We start from the raw sequence: 16347 nt of genomic DNA, 5'->3' as shown, positions 1-16347 counted from the left end.
GGGCTCTCGTTACTGGTACTGGATTGCCGCCACACTTGACTTATGACCCAATCTGCTCCTCTTGCTCCTCCTATGCCGGTTCAACAGCCGGAGAAGAGCAAGGCCAGCGGGCTGCTCCTGGCGGTCATCCTCGTGGGGCAGTTCCTGGCCATCCTGAACGTCAACATCGTCAACGTGGCCACCCCGACCATCGAGGCCGATCTGCACTCATCCGGTGCCGGGCTGCAGATGATCGTCGCCGGCTACACCATTGTCTACGCCGTCCTGTTGATCACCGGTGCCAGGCTCGGCGACCTGTTCGGCTACCGCCAGGCCTTCCTCATCGGGCTCGCCTTGTTCACGCTCACCACGCTGGGGGCGGGGCTCGCGCCCACGACCGGCACGCTGGTCGCCGCCCGGCTCGCCCAGGGCGCCGGGGCCGCGCTGATGATGCCCCAGGTCATGACATTGATCCAGCACAACTACCAGGGCGCGGCCAGAGGCCGGGCGCTGGGTTTGTGGTCGGCGGTGGTGAGCGGCGGCATCGTGGTCGGCCAGGCGCTCGGCGGGATCCTGCTCGGGCTCGGCGCCGGCTGGCGGATCGTCTTCCTCGTCCTGGTGCCGATCGGTGTCCTGCTGTTGATCGCGGGCCCGCGCGTCCTCCCCGCCGACCAGGGTGGCGGCCAGGGCGGGCTCGACCCGTGGGGTCTGGTGAGCCTGTCGGCCGCCGTGTTGCTGTTCGTGGTCCCGCTCGTGCTCGGCAGGGACCTCGGCTGGCCGTTGTGGGGCTGGGCTTCGATGGCGCTGAGTGTGGTGCTCTTCGTGGTGTTCGTCCGCGTTGAGCGCTGGGTGACCAACCGCGGCGGGCGCCCGCTGGTGAACGCGCGCGTGCTGCGCGCGCCCGGCATGCGGCCGGGGCTCGCCGTGCTGCTCCTCGGGCCGGCGACCTGGGGCGCGTTCCTGTTCACCTCGGCGCTGCACCTGCAGGGCGACCTGAAGCTGTCGCCACTGGCCTCGGGCATGATGCTGGTACCGTGCGCGCTGGCGTTCGCGCTCGTGGGGCTCGGCTGGCCGCTGCTGCCGCCCCGCCGCCAGCGCTCGTTCGTGCCCTTCGGTTACGTGGTGGCCGCACCCGCCTACGTGGGTCTCGGGCTCGCCGCCGGTGGCGGCGTGGCGTACGCGGTCATGAGCGCGCTCATCGGCGCCGGGCTCGGCGTGCAGGTCGCGGTGACCAACCTGGCCACCACCCACGTCGACGACGTCTACGCCGCGGACGCGAGCGGGGCGCTCCTCACCGTGATGCAGCTCGGCCAGGTGATCGGGGTCTCTACGGTGGGCACGCTGTTCATCTCCCTGAGCCAGGGCGGCGGCACCGGGTCCGCCTCGATGGTGACCGCCGTGGCGCTCGCGGCGCTGGCCGTGCTGGCCGGGTTGAGCTCGATCTTCCTGGTACGGCTCCGCATGAGCTGAAGCTTGCACCATTCCTTTACTTGAATCGTTCAGGTTTAGCGCATAGCGTGTCCGGATATGGGGTCTATGACCTAATTCGTCGGGCGGGCTGCGGATGACCGCGGCCCGCGTGGCGATCACGCAGACCGTACGCGATGTCGTGGACGCAGCCGATGTCACGTACTGGAGCGTCTGCCTGAGCCATCAACGATGATCGCGAAGGACCACGCTTATGACGAACAGGCCCATCTCCACCGACGACGCGGGCATTCCCGCGCCGAGTGACGAGCACTCGCTCTCCGTCGGCCCCAACGGCCCTCTTCTCATGCAGGATCACTACCTGATCCAGAAGATGGCGCACTTCAACCGGGAACGTGTTCCCGAGCGCGTCGTGCACGCCAAAGGCGGCGGCGCCCATGGCTTCCTGCGGATCACCGAGGACGTCAGCCAGTTCACCAAGGCCGGCCTCTTCCAGAAGGGCAAGGAGACCCCGCTCTTCCTGCGCTTCTCGACCGTCGCCGGTGAGCTCGGCAGCCCCGACACCGCTCGCGACCCGCGGGGGTTCGCGATCAAGTTCTACACCGAAGAGGGCAACTACGACCTCGTCGGCAACAACACGCCGATCTTCTTCATCCGGGACCCGCAGAAGTTCTCCGACTTCATCCACAGCCAGAAGCGCCGGGCCGACACCCACCTGCGCGACAACAACATGCAGTGGGACTTCTGGACCCTGTCACCGGAGTCGGCGCACCAGGTCACGTTCCTCATGACCGACCGCGGCATCCCCGCCTCGTGGCGGCACATGCACGGCTTCGGCTCGCACACCTTCCTCTGGTACAACGCCGGAGGCGAGAAGTTCTGGGTGAAGTACCACTTCAGGACCGAGCAGGGCATCGAGAACTACACCGGCGACGAGGCCGCCGCGCTGCTCGTCGACCCCGACCACCACATCCGCGACCTGCACACGGCCATCGAGGCGGGCGACCACCCGTCGTGGCTGGTGAACGTCCAGATCATGCCGTTCGAGGCCGCGGCCGACTACCGGTTCAACCCGTTCGATCTGACCAAGGTGTGGCCGCACAGCGACTACCCCGAGATCACGATCGGCACGTTCACCCTGAACCGCAACCCGGCCAACTACTTCGCCGAGGTGGAGCAGGCCGGCTTCGAGCCGTCGAACCTGGTGCCCGGCATCGGCACCTCACCGGACAAGATGCTGCAGGGCCGGCTCTTCTCCTACCCCGACACGCACCGCTACCGCATCGGCCCCAACTACCTGCAACTGCCGATCAACCAGCCCCGGACCGCGGTCAACTCCTACAACTTCGACGGTCCGATGACCTTCACGAACCAGCGGGACCCGGTGTACGCCCCCAACAGCGTCAACGGCCCGGCGGCGGACCCCTCGCTGTACGAGGGCGAGAACTACCAGGTGCGAGATCATCCGGTCGGCGTACACCAAGCACGCCGAGGACGACGACTACGTCCAGCCGCGCGCCCTCTGGGAGAACGTGCTGTCCGAGACGGACCGCGAGCACCTGGTGAGCAACATCGTCGGCCACGCCTCGGCCCCCGAGGTCACCTCGGACATGAGGCAGCGGGTCGTGGAGTACTGGAGCAACATCCACAAGGACCTCGGCCAGGGCGTCGCCCGCGGCCTCGACCTCGCCTGACACAGAGCACGTGAAACTGCCCGCGTCCCTGTGAGGGCGCGGGCAGTTTCACGTGGAGCCTGTTGGGGGCGGTCCAAGTGGAGCAGTGGGTGAGTCGCTAGTTGATCTCCAACGCACTTCAGGCCAAGATATGGGGATCTTCGGTTCTCGCGAAAGATGACGAGCTGGAGTCGCGGCGGCCCTGATGGTGTTGTGCTAGCAACCTGCCAGGGCCGTTATTCATGACGCGGTAGCGGCAAGCGAGGTCAGGTCGAACTCGCCATCACGAACCCCGGCCGTGAAGGCAGCCCACTCACTCGGCGTGAAGACCAGGACAGGTCCGTCCTGCTCCTTGCCGTCTCGCAAGGCGACGTTTCCGTCGGCAAGCGGCGCGACTTCGACGCAGCTGCTCGCGCCGTTGCAGAAGCTACTCTTCTGCCAGGTCGCTGCCACGGGATCGATGTACATTTTCTCCCCAAACGGGCGAAAGGGGCACCGTTGCCCCTTGTTGTGATCTTTGTCGCTAGCCTCGCCACATCATGGCCTTGCGCTGGATGAGCACACGTGACTCGTCCTCGTCCAACGCTTGGGACTTGATGTAGTCGAAGGCTTCCTCATATCCAGCCACTCGTTCGAGATCATCGACGAAGTGAGCAGTGTAGAGCTGCTCCAGATATACAACATCGTCGAATTCCGCGAACTTCAGATGGATGAAAGCCCCCGTGTTGACGGGGTGCAGCGCATCCATCACCAGCACCTGCACACTGACGTGTGGCAGCAGCGACATCTCAAGGAGATGCTCCATCTGTTCCCGCATGACCGAGGGCTCACCGAAACGGCGCATCAGCGCCGGTTCGTCGAGCACGAAACATAGCTGGGACGGCTGCGGACGGTGCAACACCCGCTGCTGCCGATCCATGCGCGCCTCGACCCGGCTCCGGACACCGCTGTGCGTGATGCGCGAGATGCCGCGGACGGAGAGGACGACCTCCCGTGCATAGTCCTCAGTCTGGAGGAGACCAGGCACGATCTGGGGTTCCCAGTTGCGCTGGAATGTCGCCTCCGCCTCCAACCCGAGGAATCTTGTGTATTCCTCAGGTAGGGCGTCTTCGTAATCTTCCCACCACCCACGCTGATCCGCATCCCTCAGCAGGGCGAAGAGTTCGTCACGTTTACCACTGTCGATCTTGTAGAGCTCTGCCAGTGCCTTGATGTCCTCGGCGCTTGGCACAGTCTTGGCCGCTTCGATCCGGCTTATCTTGCTGGCGCTCCAGCCGAGATCCTTGGCCGCCCTGGCCCCCGTCAGCTTCTTTCGTTCGCGTAGGAGGCGTAGCTCCTGACCGAGTCTGAGCCTGCGAACAGTCGGACTGCCCTGCTGCGATGGCACCGTCCACTCTCCTCGGTCGGGAATGAAGGTGTAACGGGAAAGGCCGTTTGGCCGTTCAGCCAATCTTACACTGCAACTTGCACGAGCATTGCTGCTGAGGCTTGCCGTAAGGGTTTCACGTAGTGAGCGCAAGGTGCAAGAGGGGCTCGACCTGGGGCGGCAGGCATACGGCGGTTCCCCCTCGTGTACTCGGACCCCAGGAACACCTGATAGTTGGCGTGCAAGTTGCACCAACAGATGCGCCACAAACTTCAAGCAAGGACCAAGAAAACAAAATCTTCTCTTGCTGAACGTATTGCACCAGGCGGTTCCGGGAGAGACGATCGAGCCCTGGAAGGTTGCCGACGGATGGGAGGCCGAGATGACGACACGGCCGAACACACCGGGCCTACCGCTTCTGATCGCTGGCGGCCACGCGGGCCGCACCACCGGCAACGTCGCCGTCCCGGATCTGAATCTCTGCCCCAGGGAGGCCGCTTGCCGGAAGGACCCCGCATTCATCTGATCGACCGCCGCGAATGTCGCTCATTCGAGCACGGAGAACCACAGATAAGCCGGACCCAGGCTGACCACCTCATTGCCGCTCAAAAGGGCTGCCACCCTGCGGCGACACCGGTCATCAGCCTGCGATCCGGCGCAAGAACCCACCTCGAGTAATGCCGCGAAAGAGGTGTTCCATGTACTCACAAGGTACCAAGGGACTCAGCCGAATCAAGACCCGGATCCAGGAACTCATCGCGTGGGCGGATCGAGAGATCTGCATGGAGCCGGACGAGTTCGCGTACCGGCGCGGCTGGACCGTCGCCAAGGCCGGATTCGGCGCACGTCGCTACCGCGACCCCCGATTCGACCAGCTCAAGGTTCCCTCCCGAATCGTCGAGGAGGTGTCCTGAGATGTCGAGGAACCCACGTAACCAGATCTACCCGGCCAACGAGGACCTGCCGGCCGCCGGTTCCGGACTGCTCGCCAGGCTGTGGCGGATCCGCACCGAGCTGCTGCTGATCGGGGCGCTCACCCTGTTCGTGCTGACGCTGCTGGGCGCCACCCAGCAGGGCCGGTGGTGGCCGTTCATCATGCTGACCAGCGCGGTCTCGGTGCCGGCGGTGACCAGGACCGGCCGTAACTGGGTGGCGGCGCACTTCTGGTGCCTGGCGACCAGGCACCGGCTGCAGAAGACCTGCCTGGAGACCACGATGCACACCCGGGCGGGCCGGATCCCGCTGGTGTTGTGGATCACTCCCACCCGCACGGGTGAGAAGGCCCTCGTCATGACCAGAGCGGGCATCTCCGCCGCGGAGTTCGAGGCTTACGCCGAGGAGATCGCCGCGGCGTGCTGGGCCAGGAGCGCCAACGTCTACCGGCACCGCAAATGGGCGCACCTGCTGATCGTTGAGGTCGTCCGGCGTGACGAGCTGCCCGGCGCGGCCTCCCCCGGGCTCGCCCGGCTCTACGGCCATGCCTGGATCTCCTTGCGGAGCGACCTTGAGGAGCCCCCTGATCTGGCCAGGCCGTTCGCGCTGACGCAGGTCGGCTGACGGCCCGCCGATGACCTGGGGAGCGCCTCGGGCCTGAGGTGCTCCCCAGTACAAGCCCCGGAGACCGCGGGGGCTCCGGGGCTTCCCCATGCGTGCCGTACGGGCCAAGATGAGTTCAACTGACGAACTCAGGAGCCGAGATGACGTCGACCGTCCACCGGACCTGTCCCCTGTGCGAAGCCGTCTGCGGCCTGACGCTCACCCTCGACGAGGGCGGGCACGTGACGAGCGTGCGGGGCGACAAGGAAGACCCGTTCAGCAAGGGCTTCATCTGCCCCAAGGGCGCCAGCCTGGGCCGCCTGGACGAGGACCCCGACCGGCTGCGCAGGCCGCTGATCAGGGAGGGCGAGCTCTGGCGCGAGGTCGGCTGGGACGAGGCGTTCGCCGCCGTCAAACAGGGCCTCGACCAGGTCACGGAGCGGCACGGCCGTCAGTCGGTCGGCGTCTATCTCGGCAACCCGAACGTGCACAACATGGCGGGCCAGCTCTACGGCACGCCGCTGCTCAAGGCCCTCGGCACGCGCAACATCTTCTCGGCCAGCACCGCCGACCAGATGCCCAAGCACGTGGCCAGCGGGCTGATGTTCGGTCACCCGCTCGCCGTCCCGGTGCCGGACCTCGACCGGACCGACTACCTGCTCATGCTGGGCGCCAATCCGCTGGAGTCCAACGGCTCGCTGTGCACCGCGCCCGACTTCCCGGGCAGGCTCAAGGCGCTGCGCGCTCGCGGCGGCCGGCTGGTCGTGGTCGATCCGCGCCGCACCAGGACCGCCGGCCTGGCCGACGAGCACGTGTTCGTCCGGCCGGGGACCGACGCCTACCTGCTCTTCGGGATCGCGCACACGCTTTTGGCCGAGGACCTAACCACGGTGGCGCACGAGGTGAACGGCCTGGACGAGGTACGCGAGGCGGCCAAGCACTTCCCGCCCGACGTGGTGTCCCGCCGCACGGGCGTGCCCGCCGAGGTGATCGTCCGGTTGGCCAGGGAGCTGGCGGCGGCCAGGACGGCGGCCGTCTACGCCAGGATCGGCACCTGTACGGCCGAGTTCGGCACGCTGGCCCAGTGGCTGGTGGACGTGCTCAACGTGCTCACCGGCAACCTCGACCGGCCCGGCGGCGCCATGTTCGCCAAACCCGCCACCGAGTTCGGCCTGGCCCGCAGGCCGTACACACTGGGCCGGTGGAAGAGCCGCGTCAGGGGCCTGCCCGAGGCGAACGGCGAGCTGCCGGTCGCCACGCTCGCCGACGAGATCGAGACGCCCGGCGACGGGCAGCTCCGGTTCCTGGTCACCGTGGCGGGTAATCCGGTGCTCTCGGCGCCGCACGGCGCCCGGCTCGACGCGGCCTTCGGGCAGCTGGACTTCATGGTCAGCGTCGATCCGTACCTGAACGAGACCACCAAGCACGCGAACGTCATCCTGCCGCCGCCGCGGGCGCTCCAGTCGGGGCACTACGACTTCGCCCTGCTCAATTTCGCGGTACGCAACTACACCCGTTACTCGCGCCCGCTGCTGCCGCTGGACGGGCAGCCGTCGGAGGCGCAGATCCTGGCCCGACTCACCATGATCGCGTCCGGGCTGGAGGGTGACCTCGACGAGTTCGTCATCGACCAGATGCTGCGCAAGGCCGTCGACCTGCCGGGCTCCGGTGTGGAGGGGCGCGACGTGGCCGAGCTGCGGGCCGCGCTCGACGGCGATTCGGGGGCCGAGCTCCGGCTCGACCTGATGCTCAAGCTGGGCCCGTACGGCGAGTGGGCGGGCAAGGGCGACCTGTCGCTGCGCAAGCTGCTCGACAACCCGCACGGACTGGATCTCGGGCCGCTGGAGCCCCGGCTGGCCGAGGTGCTGAGGACCGCCTCCGGGGTGATCGAGCTCGCGCCGCCGCAGCTCATCGAGGACGTCGAGCGGCTGCGCGCCGGGCTGGAGCAGGAGCCGCCGGAGATCGTCCTGATCGGGCGGCGCCATCTGCGCTCCAACAACAGCTGGCTGCACAACGTGGGCTCGCTGGTCGGCGGCAGCAACACCTGCACGCTCCAGATCAACCCGGCCGACGTGGCCAGGCTCGGACTGGACGGCGAGGCGCTGATCCGCTCGGCCAAGGGAGAGCTCAGGGTGCCGCTCGAACCCACCGACACGATCATGCCGGGCGTGGTCAGCCTGCCCCACGGCTGGGGACACGGGGGCAGCGCTCAGACGATCGCCGCCGAGCACGCGGGGGTCAGCGCGAACGAGCTGACCGATGAGTCGGCTATCGACGTTCCGTCGGGAAATGCCGTGTTCAATGGGGTCCCCGTAACAATTCTGCCAACCAGTGTGATCACCGCACATTAGGGTGTCGCGCGTGACTATCGCACCAGAAGAGGACCGCCTGACCGCCCAGATCGCCTTCGCCGTCGAGATCGACAAGTTAAAGCGGATCATCCGCCGCAACCATCTCATGGACGGCTCACGGCGAGAGAACGACGCAGAGCACTCCTGGTACGTAGGCATGCTGGCCATGGTCCTGGGTGAGCACGCGCCACCGGGGACCGACATCCAGCGGGTGGTGGCGATGCTGCTCGTGCACGACCTGGTCGAGATCGACGCCGGTGACACGTTCGTCTACGACACGGCCGCGGTGGCCGCCCAGCCCGACGCGGAGCGGGCCGCCGCGGACCGCATCTTCGCACTGCTCCCGGGCGAGCAGGGGGCGGGGATGCGGGCGCTCTGGGATGAGTTCGAGGCTCGGGAGACGCAGGAGGCGAGGTTCGCCAGAGCGCTCGACCGTTTCGCGCCGATCCTGGCCAACCATCACACGGAGGGCGGCACCTGGTCGCTGTTCAAGGTGACGGCCGCGCAGGTCAAGGAGAAGGTACGGCTCATCGAGGACGGCTCGCCGTCGCTCGGGGCGTACGCGCTGGAGCTGGTCGAGCTCTCCGTGGCCAGGGGGCACCTGTCCGAGTGATGCCCTCATGCCCGGGGTAGGGGACTTGTCGTGAAAGAGATAGTGCGAGCTAACCGGCGGTATTTGCGGCGTTTCGCGGGGCCGGTCGATCTGGCCGACCGGCTTGAGCGGTCCAAGGCCATGGACCGGCCGATCCGGGTGCTGGCCAAGGCCGTACGCGACCGGATCCGGCCGGGACGGCTGCGCGACTGGCTGCACGGCGTGCCCACGGGCAAACCGCTGCATCCGCCGCTCGCCACCTTCAGCCTGGGCTGCTGGATGTCCACCGCGGTGCTCGACTGGACCGACGCCGACCCCCGGGCCGCGCGGCTGCTGCTGGCCACCGGCCTCGGCAGCGCGCTGCCGACCGCGGCCGCCGGCCTGACCGACTGGTCGTCTCTCCACCGCGAGCAGCAGCGCGTCGGGTTCGTGCACATGCTGGCGAACGTGACCGCGCTGGGGCTCTTCTCCGCCTCGCTGCTGGCCCGGCTGCGCGGGGACGAACGCGCCGGCAAGGTGCTGACCGTCGCCGGGCTCAGCGCCGGCAGCCTCGGCGCCTACCTGGGCGGGCATCTGGCCTACCGGCAGGCGGCGGGCGCCAACCACGCGCCCCAGGTCACCCATCTCGTGCCGCTGGGCTGGCACGACCTGTGCCTGGTCAACGACCTGCCCAAGGGCCGTCCCGTGTCGCGGCGACTCGGCTACATCCAGCTCTTCGTGCTGCGGCACACCGAGGGCGTCACCGTGCTCGCCGACCGGTGCTCACACCTCGCGGGCCCGCTCCACCAGGGCCGGCTCGTCGTGGAGAACGGCGAGGCGTGCGTGGTCTGCCCCTGGCACGGCAGCACGTTCCGGCTGGCCGACGGCTCCGTCAAGCATGGTCCCGCGACCGCGCCCGCGCCCACCTTCGAGACCCGGATCCGGAGCGACGGCACGATCCAGGTACGGCCGAGCTTGACCTGAACATTGGTTTAAGTTCTACGGTCCGACCATGAGCAGAATTCTGGTGACCGGAGCGACCGGCAACGTAGGCAAGCACGTCGTCTCCCAACTGGCCGGGGCGGGCCTCCCGGTCCGCGCCCTGGTCCGCGACCCCGGCCGGGCGAGGCTGCCCGAAGGCGTCGAGGTGGTCAAGGGCGATCTGTCCGCCCCCGAGACCCTGGAACCGGCGCTGAAGGACGTCGAGTCCGTCTTCCTGATCTGGCCCGGCTTCGCGGCCGAGACCGCCGCACCCGTGGTGAAGGCCATCGCCGCCCACGCGCGCCGCGTCGTCTACCTGTCGGCCGACGTCGAGGATCTGGCCGACGGGGAGGAGGCGACGCTGTTCCACCAGGAGGTGGAACGGCTGATCCGGCATACCGGGATGAGCTGGACGTTCCTGCGGCCGGTCGGTTTCGCGGCCAACACGCTCGGCTGGGCCGACCAGGTCAGGCAGGGCGTGGTGCGCTGGCCGTACGGGGAGGCGCGCCGGGCGCTGATCCACGAGAAGGACATCGCGGCCGTGGCCGTGCACGTGCTCACCTCGGCCGGGCACGGCGGGGCCAAGTACACCCTCAGCGGGCCGGAGCAGCTGTCGCAGGCCGAGCAGGCGCGGATCATCGGCGAGGCGGTCGGACACGAGGTGCGGTGGGCGGAGTTGCCACTGGAGGCCGCCCGCGAGCAGTTGCTGGCCGCGTGGGGCGACGCGCGGTTCGTCGACGGCGCGCTCGCGGGCTGGGGAGCGTTCGTGGACACGCCGGAGCGGATCACGGACACGGTGCCGAAGCTGCTCGGCCGGCCCGCGCTGACGTTCCGCGAGTGGGCCGCCGACCACGCGGCCGACTTCCGCTGACGTTCCGCGCCGCTGTTGGGGAGCGCCGGCTCAGCTCTCGTCGGCCGGGTGTTCCACCAGGGCCAGGATGCGGCTGGACATGAATCGCGCGGTACGTACCGCGGTGCCGCTCCTGGTCACCTCACTGACCTCGACCACCCCGCGCCCCGTGGCCACCTCGACGCGGCGGCCGGCGCGGGTGGCGGCGATCTCGTAGGTGCGCGGGGAGCCGCCCGCATCGATGACGATCTCGACCCGATCACCCTTCATGTACGGATTTATACCCAGAATGCCGGGTATTTATCCGTACACTAGTTTGATAATCGCCACAATTCCCACGCACACGATGATGCCGCGCAGCACCGGAGCGGGGATGCGGCGCCCGAACGTGCCCCCGATGAACCCGCCCAGCGTGGCACCCACCGCCACCGCCAGCACCGCCCACCAGTCCACGTGGGCGATGAGGATGAACAGCACGGCCGCGGTCCCGTTGACGACCAGCGCCAGGACGTTCTTGGCCGCGTTCACCCGCTGCAGGGGTTCGGTCAGGAAGCTGCCGAGCAGCCCGATCAGCAGCACGCCCTGCGCCGCGCCGAAGTAGCCGCCGTAGATCCCCGCCCCCAGCACACCGAGCCAGAGCACGACGCCGCCGTGGGGGTCGGCCTCCTCGCGCCGGGCCGACAGCCAGCCGCTGAGCTTGGGCTGCACCACGACCAGCACGCAGGAGAGCCCGATCAGCACCGGGACCACGACCTTGAAGACACTCGGGTCGAGGAACAGCAGCAGGATCCCGCCGATCAGCGAGCCGATCGCCGAGGCGGGCCCGAGGCGCAGCAGCCGTTCGCGCTGCCCGGCCAGCTCGGCGCGGTAGCCGTACGCGCCGGTGAAGGAGCCGGGGACCAGGCCGATGTTGTTCGAGACGTTCGCCACAACCGGGTCGATGCCGACTGCCACGAGTGCGGGAAAGGTGACCAGTGAGCCCGATCCGACTACCGCGTTGATGGCTCCGGCCGCGATTCCGGCCGCGAACACCGCGACGGCCTCCCAAATTGTCACCCGACAGAGCTTAGAGGTGGACCATTTCCCGGTTACCGGTCGGGGTCATCCTTGGGCGGCGCGAAAAGACCGCCGAGATTCTCCAGTGCCCGGCCCATCTCCGACGGGACGATCCAGATCTTGTTGGCGTCACCCTTGGCGATCTCCGGGAGCATCTGCAGGTATTGGTAGGCCAGCAGCCGCTGGTCCGGTTTGCCCTCATGGATCGCCTTGAACACCATCCCGATCGCGTCGGCCTGCCCCTTGGCCCGCATGGCTTGGGCCTCGGCCTCCGCCTGGGCGCGCAGCACGGCCGCCTCCGCCTCGCCGCGGGCCCGCAGGACCGCCGCCTGCTGCTCACCTTCGGCCGTCAGGATCGCCGCCTGCCGCTGCCCCTCCGCGGCCAGCACCGCGGCCCGTTTGTCGCGGTCGGCGCGCATCTGCTTCTCCATCGAGTCCTGGATGGAGGACGGCGGGTCGATGGCCTTGAGCTCGACCCGGTTGACCCGGATGCCCCACTTGCCGGTCGCCTCGTCGAGGACGCCGCGCAGCTCGGTGTTGATCTCCTCGCGGGAGGTCAGCGTGCTCTCCAGGTCCATGCCGCCGACCACGTTACGCAGCGTGGTGACGGTCAGCTGCTCGACTCCGACCAGGAAGTTCGCGATCTCGTACGTGGCCGCCTTCGGATTGGTCACCTGGAAGTAGATGACGGTGTCGATCGAGACGACCAGGTTGTCGGAGGTGATCACCGGCTGCGGCGGGAACGAGACGACCTGCTCGCGGAGGTCGATCAGGTCCTTGATCCGGTCGATGAACGGCACCACCAGGTTGAGCCCCGGTTTCAGGGTGCGGTGATAGCGGCCGAGCCGCTCGATGATCGCCGCGGTCGCCTGGGGAATGATGCGGACCGTACGCGCCACCCCCAACCCCACCGCCGCGACCACAACGAGGGCGACGATGAGCTGCGACGTGGACATGGCACGCTCCGAGGCCGAGGGGATCGCCTTCGTTGATCCTACTGGCCGTTCACCGGATAGAAGCGATCTACGGCGGGCGTCTCATGACCCAGTTGACATTAGGCAGGTAAATACCTGCATAATGGAGCGTGAGCCTCGAAGCGACAGCGATGGACTCGATTTTCAAAGCGCTGGCCGACCCGACCCGGCGACTCCTGCTCGACCGGCTACGGGAGAAGAACGGCCAGTCGCTGCGCGAGCTGTGTGACCGCCTGGACATGGCACGCCAGTCGGCGACACAGCATCTCGGGATCCTTGAGCAGGCCAACCTCGTGACCGTCGTCCGGCGCGGACGGGAGCGGCTGCACTATCTCAACCCGGCGCCGATCCACGAGATCGAGGAGCGCTGGATCTCGGGCTTCGACAAGCCCCGGCTGCAAGCGATCAGTGCCATCAAGAACAAGGCAGAGGAGTACGCCATGACCAACGAACCCACGCCCGTACCGACCTACGTCTACGTCACCTACATCCGCGCGAGCGCGGAGCAGGTGTGGCAGGCCCTGACGGACGCGGATCTGACGGCGCGCTACTGGGGGCACGCCAACATTTCGGACTGGCAGCCGGGCTCGGCCTGGGAGCACCAGCGCGTCGACGGATCAGGCGTCGTCGATGTCGTCGGTCAGGTGCTCAAGGCCGAGCCCCCGACGCGCCTGGTCATCACCTTCGACGACGCCCCTGACCCCGAAGCGCCAAGAGAGCCGTCGGTCGTCACCTTTCTCGTCGAACCGCACCAAGACATCGTCCGCCTCACCGTGACCCACGAGAATCTCGCCAACCTGGCCATGCTCAACGGCATTTCGAACGGATGGCCGGCCGTGCTGGCGAACCTCAAGTCGCTGCTCGAGACCGGAGACGTCCTCCCGCAGGCCCCATGGGAGATGCATAACGCGCACGCCTGAGACGGCCACACAACTGATAAGGAAGACGACATGCTGGACACCACCCCGCTCCGGGATGCCTATCGCGCGCTGCTGGACGCCGCCGCCGCTGTGGCCGACTCCGGCGACCCGAGCCCCGCCCCGCCGACCGGCGAATGGAGCGCTGAGCAGATTCTGGGCCACGTCGTCATCGTCAACGCCGCCACCATCACCGCCGTCTCCTCGATCGCCTCGGGAGCGAACACGACGTACGACAACCGCATGGCGCTCGACACCTGGACCATCGAACGGGTCATCGCGCGCTCCGGCGGCAACACGGGGCTCCGGGACCGCATCCGCCACCAAGGAGACGCCCTCTGTGCACTCGGCGGACCGATGCTGAGCGAGGCCGAGCTCGACACACTGGTGCCGACCCTGCTTCTGTCCAACGGCACAGTCCTGGTCGATCAGCCCATGCCGCTGAGGGATCTCATTACGGGCCTGGCAGAAGTGGAACTGCCCGGCCACGCGAAACAACTCCTGGCGCTACTGCCGGAGCCACTTAGAACAGGCACTTAGTGCGCGCGGGCGTACCAGCGTCCTTCGGCGCTGCGGTCCAGCGACAGCGGCACCCCGAACGTCTGTGACAGGTGGTCGGCCGTCATCACGTGCTCCAGCGGCCCCTGGGCCACGACCGAGCCGTGCTTGAGCAGCAGCCCGTGAGTGAACCCGCTGGGCACCTCCTCCACGTGATGCGTGACGAGCACCAGCGTGGGCGAGCGGAGGTCGCCCGCGAGCACCGACAGGCGGCGCACCAGGTCCTCCCGGCCGCCCAGGTCGAGCCCGGCCGCCGGTTCGTCCAGCAGCAGCATCTCGGGGTCGGGCATGAGCGCGCGGGCGATCTGCACACGTTTGCGCTCACCCTCGGACAGGGTGCCGAACCTGCGCCTGATCAGATGCGCGGCACCCATCATGTCGATCAGCTCGACGGCCCGGGTGACATCGTTGGAGTCGTACTCCTCGGTCCAGCGGCCCATGATCGCGTAGGACGCCGTCAGAACCAGGTCGATGACCTTCTCCTCCGGCGGGATCCGCTCGGCCAGCGCGGCGCTCGCCAGACCGATGCGCGGCCGCAGATCGAAGACGTCGGCCTGGCCCAGCCGCTCGCCGAGCACCTCCACGATGCCCTCGCTCGGATAGAGCAGCGTCGCGGCGACCTGCAACAACGTCGTCTTGCCCGCTCCGTTCGGCCCGATGACGACCCACCGCTCGTCCTCATTGACCGTCCAGTCGATGCCGCGCAACAGGGCCGCCCCGTCGCGCCTGACGGCGACGTCCTGGAGCCGCAGCACCTGACCACCCATCCCCGGATCCCTCCTTTAGGAGTAACGCTCGGGACAAACCTATTGCAGGGCGAGCGCATATCGTGGACCGGTGCTCCCTGAATCACCTGTCTCCCCTCCGCTGGTCGCCTGGGGCAACGCCTGGCTCGCCGGTCACGTCGGCCTTGACGAGGCCGTCGACCGGGTCGAAACCGCCTCGGGTCCGGCCGTCGTGGGGCCCCCCGACGTGCCGGATTCCGCTGCCGACGCCTCGGCCACCCCAGCCGACGTCCTGGGCACCCCGGCCGACGTCCCGAGTTCCGCTGCCGACGTCCCGGGTTCCGCTGCGGTGGGCGACGTGCCGTTGCGGGCTTACCTCGCCGGGCTACGGTCCGACGGACTGACCGAGTTCCGGCTGGCGCTGCCCGCGCCCGGCGACCCGCTCGGGCTCTCCGGCCCGCCCGCCTTCAACGCGGCCGCGGTGGACGCCGGCCAGGCCGTCATCGCAGTGCTCTCCGACCGGTGCCTCGGGCTGGTGCCCTCGCTCGACCTGCGCGGGTCGTCCTATGTCGGAGTACGACTGGCCGTACACCCGTCGGGCCCCGTACGCGTGGACCTGCCGTCCGTGGCCGAGGCGGAGCGGGAGCTGGCGATCGCGATGCGGTCGGCGACCGAGACGCTGGCCGCGGCCGGCGGACCGGCACAGGAGTGGCCCGAGCGGCTGGGGCGGCTCGGCGGCGAGCTGGCACCTGGCTACCCGGCACGGGCGCACCGCGTCTCCGCCCTGGCCACGCGCCTGACCGCGGTGCTGCGACTGGCCGACGAGCGGGGCCTGACCGCCGGGGAGATCGCCGCCCGCGGCGCCGCCCTGCGAGACCTCGACCGGGCCGTACGACGGGCCCTGGTGGCGGCACACCACGCCATCTTCGAGCCGGTCAAGCAGTAGGAGCCCCGCCCGAGACCTCCGGCGGCAGGCTGCCCGGACGCCTACGCACGGGCGTCGGTGTTTGGCCCAGCTCCTAGATCTTGCCTGCCTTCACCTGCGCGATGAAGTCGGCCCACACCTCGGGTGCGAACACTAGAGCTGGGCCGCTGGGGTCCTTACTGTCGCGGACGGCAACGATGCCGGGGAGGTTGGTGGCCACCTCGACGCAGTCACCACCATTGCCGCCACTGTGGCTGCTCTTGAACCAATGGGCGTCCGTCAGGTTCATGATCCCGTCGCCTTCTCAATCAGGGCCACCGACGCGGCCTGTGGCAGAGCGCACGCCCGAAGCGCGTCAACAGTGAACCCATTTCAACCTCACGCGGTCTGGGCGACGCGATGGTTTTGAAGGACGGCAATGGCCTTACAGAGGTGGCCGGCCTTGGACGGGCTGCAG

The 16347-nt window shown here is 68.2% G+C and carries 18 protein-coding genes and 1 pseudogene; 12 read left to right on the top strand and 7 right to left on the bottom strand.

All coding sequences use genetic code 11. The features are described 5' to 3' along the window. The first annotated feature begins 72 nt into the window (after window positions 1–72). On the top strand, window positions 73–1449 hold the full coding sequence (locus AB0B91_RS54530; protein WP_358339448.1) for an MFS transporter: 1377 nt from the start codon (window positions 73–75) through the stop codon (window positions 1447–1449). A gap of 211 nt (window positions 1450–1660) precedes the next feature. Continuing rightward, window positions 1661–3101: pseudogene (locus AB0B91_RS54525) on the top strand (catalase). 219 nt (window positions 3102–3320) lie between these two features. Here AB0B91_RS54525 and AB0B91_RS54520 read toward each other — a convergent pair. Both AB0B91_RS54520 and AB0B91_RS54515 read right to left on the bottom strand, forming a co-directional pair. Then, window positions 3321–3548 (bottom strand): DUF397 domain-containing protein, encoded by a 228-nt coding sequence (locus AB0B91_RS54520; RefSeq protein WP_219529118.1) that lies wholly within the window; start codon window positions 3546–3548, stop codon window positions 3321–3323. Between the two features lie 55 nt (window positions 3549–3603). Further along, window positions 3604–4467 (bottom strand): helix-turn-helix transcriptional regulator, encoded by an 864-nt coding sequence (locus AB0B91_RS54515; protein WP_219529117.1) that lies wholly within the window; start codon window positions 4465–4467, stop codon window positions 3604–3606. 283 nt (window positions 4468–4750) lie between these two features. Between AB0B91_RS54515 and AB0B91_RS54510 the strand changes: the two genes are divergently transcribed. From AB0B91_RS54510 to AB0B91_RS54480, 7 genes are all read left to right on the top strand, one after another. Continuing rightward, window positions 4751–4972, top strand: coding sequence for a hypothetical protein (locus tag AB0B91_RS54510; protein WP_358339446.1), 222 nt, complete (start codon window positions 4751–4753; stop codon window positions 4970–4972). 172 nt (window positions 4973–5144) lie between these two features. Next, window positions 5145–5360 carry a hypothetical protein gene (locus AB0B91_RS54505; protein WP_358339444.1) on the top strand — a complete coding sequence of 72 codons (216 nt, stop codon included), beginning with the start codon at window positions 5145–5147 and terminating at the stop codon, window positions 5358–5360. A 1-nt stretch (window position 5361) separates the two neighbouring features. Continuing rightward, window positions 5362–6003, top strand: a complete 642-nt coding sequence (locus AB0B91_RS54500; protein WP_358339442.1) for a hypothetical protein — start codon at window positions 5362–5364, stop codon at window positions 6001–6003. A 140-nt stretch (window positions 6004–6143) separates the two neighbouring features. Beyond that, window positions 6144–8333 (top strand): molybdopterin-dependent oxidoreductase, encoded by a 2190-nt coding sequence (locus AB0B91_RS54495; protein WP_358339441.1) that lies wholly within the window; start codon window positions 6144–6146, stop codon window positions 8331–8333. 1 nt (window position 8334) lies between these two features. Continuing rightward, window positions 8335–8946 carry an HD domain-containing protein gene (locus tag AB0B91_RS54490; RefSeq protein ID WP_358339439.1) on the top strand — a complete coding sequence of 204 codons (612 nt, stop codon included), beginning with the start codon at window positions 8335–8337 and terminating at the stop codon, window positions 8944–8946. Between the two features lie 63 nt (window positions 8947–9009). Beyond that, window positions 9010–9888, top strand: coding sequence for a Rieske 2Fe-2S domain-containing protein (locus AB0B91_RS54485; RefSeq protein ID WP_358339436.1), 879 nt, complete (start codon window positions 9010–9012; stop codon window positions 9886–9888). Window positions 9889–9916: 28 nt separating this feature from the next. Next, a complete protein-coding gene (locus tag AB0B91_RS54480; RefSeq protein WP_358339434.1) occupies window positions 9917–10756 on the top strand; it encodes an NAD(P)H-binding protein in 840 nt (279 codons plus the stop codon). Between the two features lie 30 nt (window positions 10757–10786). On the opposite strand, the gene AB0B91_RS54475 is transcribed toward AB0B91_RS54480, so the two are convergent. The 3 genes from AB0B91_RS54475 to AB0B91_RS54465 are packed head-to-tail and all read right to left on the bottom strand — an operon-like array spanning window position 10787 to window position 12747. Beyond that, complete coding sequence (locus tag AB0B91_RS54475) at window positions 10787–11005, bottom strand: hypothetical protein (protein WP_358339433.1); 219 nt, start codon at window positions 11003–11005, stop codon at window positions 10787–10789. A 30-nt stretch (window positions 11006–11035) separates the two neighbouring features. Then, window positions 11036–11791: a sulfite exporter TauE/SafE family protein gene (locus AB0B91_RS54470; protein ID WP_358339431.1), complete on the bottom strand. Its 756-nt coding sequence runs from the start codon at window positions 11789–11791 to the stop codon at window positions 11036–11038. 32 nt (window positions 11792–11823) lie between these two features. Continuing rightward, window positions 11824–12747: an SPFH domain-containing protein gene (locus AB0B91_RS54465; protein ID WP_358339430.1), complete on the bottom strand. Its 924-nt coding sequence runs from the start codon at window positions 12745–12747 to the stop codon at window positions 11824–11826. A 149-nt stretch (window positions 12748–12896) separates the two neighbouring features. Here AB0B91_RS54465 and AB0B91_RS54460 point away from each other — a divergent pair, with 149 nt between their 5' ends. Both AB0B91_RS54460 and AB0B91_RS54455 read left to right on the top strand, forming a co-directional pair. Further along, window positions 12897–13685 (top strand): metalloregulator ArsR/SmtB family transcription factor, encoded by a 789-nt coding sequence (locus tag AB0B91_RS54460; RefSeq protein ID WP_358339428.1) that lies wholly within the window; start codon window positions 12897–12899, stop codon window positions 13683–13685. 30 nt (window positions 13686–13715) lie between these two features. Next, window positions 13716–14222, top strand: coding sequence for a hypothetical protein (locus AB0B91_RS54455; RefSeq protein ID WP_358339426.1), 507 nt, complete (start codon window positions 13716–13718; stop codon window positions 14220–14222). Here the strand turns inward: AB0B91_RS54455 and AB0B91_RS54450 are convergent. After that, complete coding sequence (locus AB0B91_RS54450; RefSeq protein WP_358339425.1) at window positions 14219–15007, bottom strand: ABC transporter ATP-binding protein; 789 nt, start codon at window positions 15005–15007, stop codon at window positions 14219–14221. The two genes, AB0B91_RS54455 and AB0B91_RS54450, sit on opposite strands and share 4 nt — an antisense overlap. Before the next feature lie 70 nt (window positions 15008–15077). Here AB0B91_RS54450 and AB0B91_RS54445 point away from each other — a divergent pair, with 70 nt between their 5' ends. After that, a complete protein-coding gene (locus AB0B91_RS54445; protein WP_358339423.1) occupies window positions 15078–15911 on the top strand; it encodes a hypothetical protein in 834 nt (277 codons plus the stop codon). Window positions 15912–15984: 73 nt separating this feature from the next. Here the strand turns inward: AB0B91_RS54445 and AB0B91_RS54440 are convergent, their stop codons facing one another. Then, window positions 15985–16179, bottom strand: a complete 195-nt coding sequence (locus AB0B91_RS54440) for a DUF397 domain-containing protein (protein ID WP_358339421.1) — start codon at window positions 16177–16179, stop codon at window positions 15985–15987. Window positions 16180–16347 lie beyond the last annotated feature (168 nt).

Source organism: Nonomuraea sp. NPDC049141, from assembly GCF_040648415.1.
GTDB lineage: Bacteria > Actinomycetota > Actinomycetes > Streptosporangiales > Streptosporangiaceae > Nonomuraea.
The sequence above is the reverse complement of the archived record's forward strand: the minus strand, read 5'-3'. Positions and strand labels throughout refer to the sequence as shown.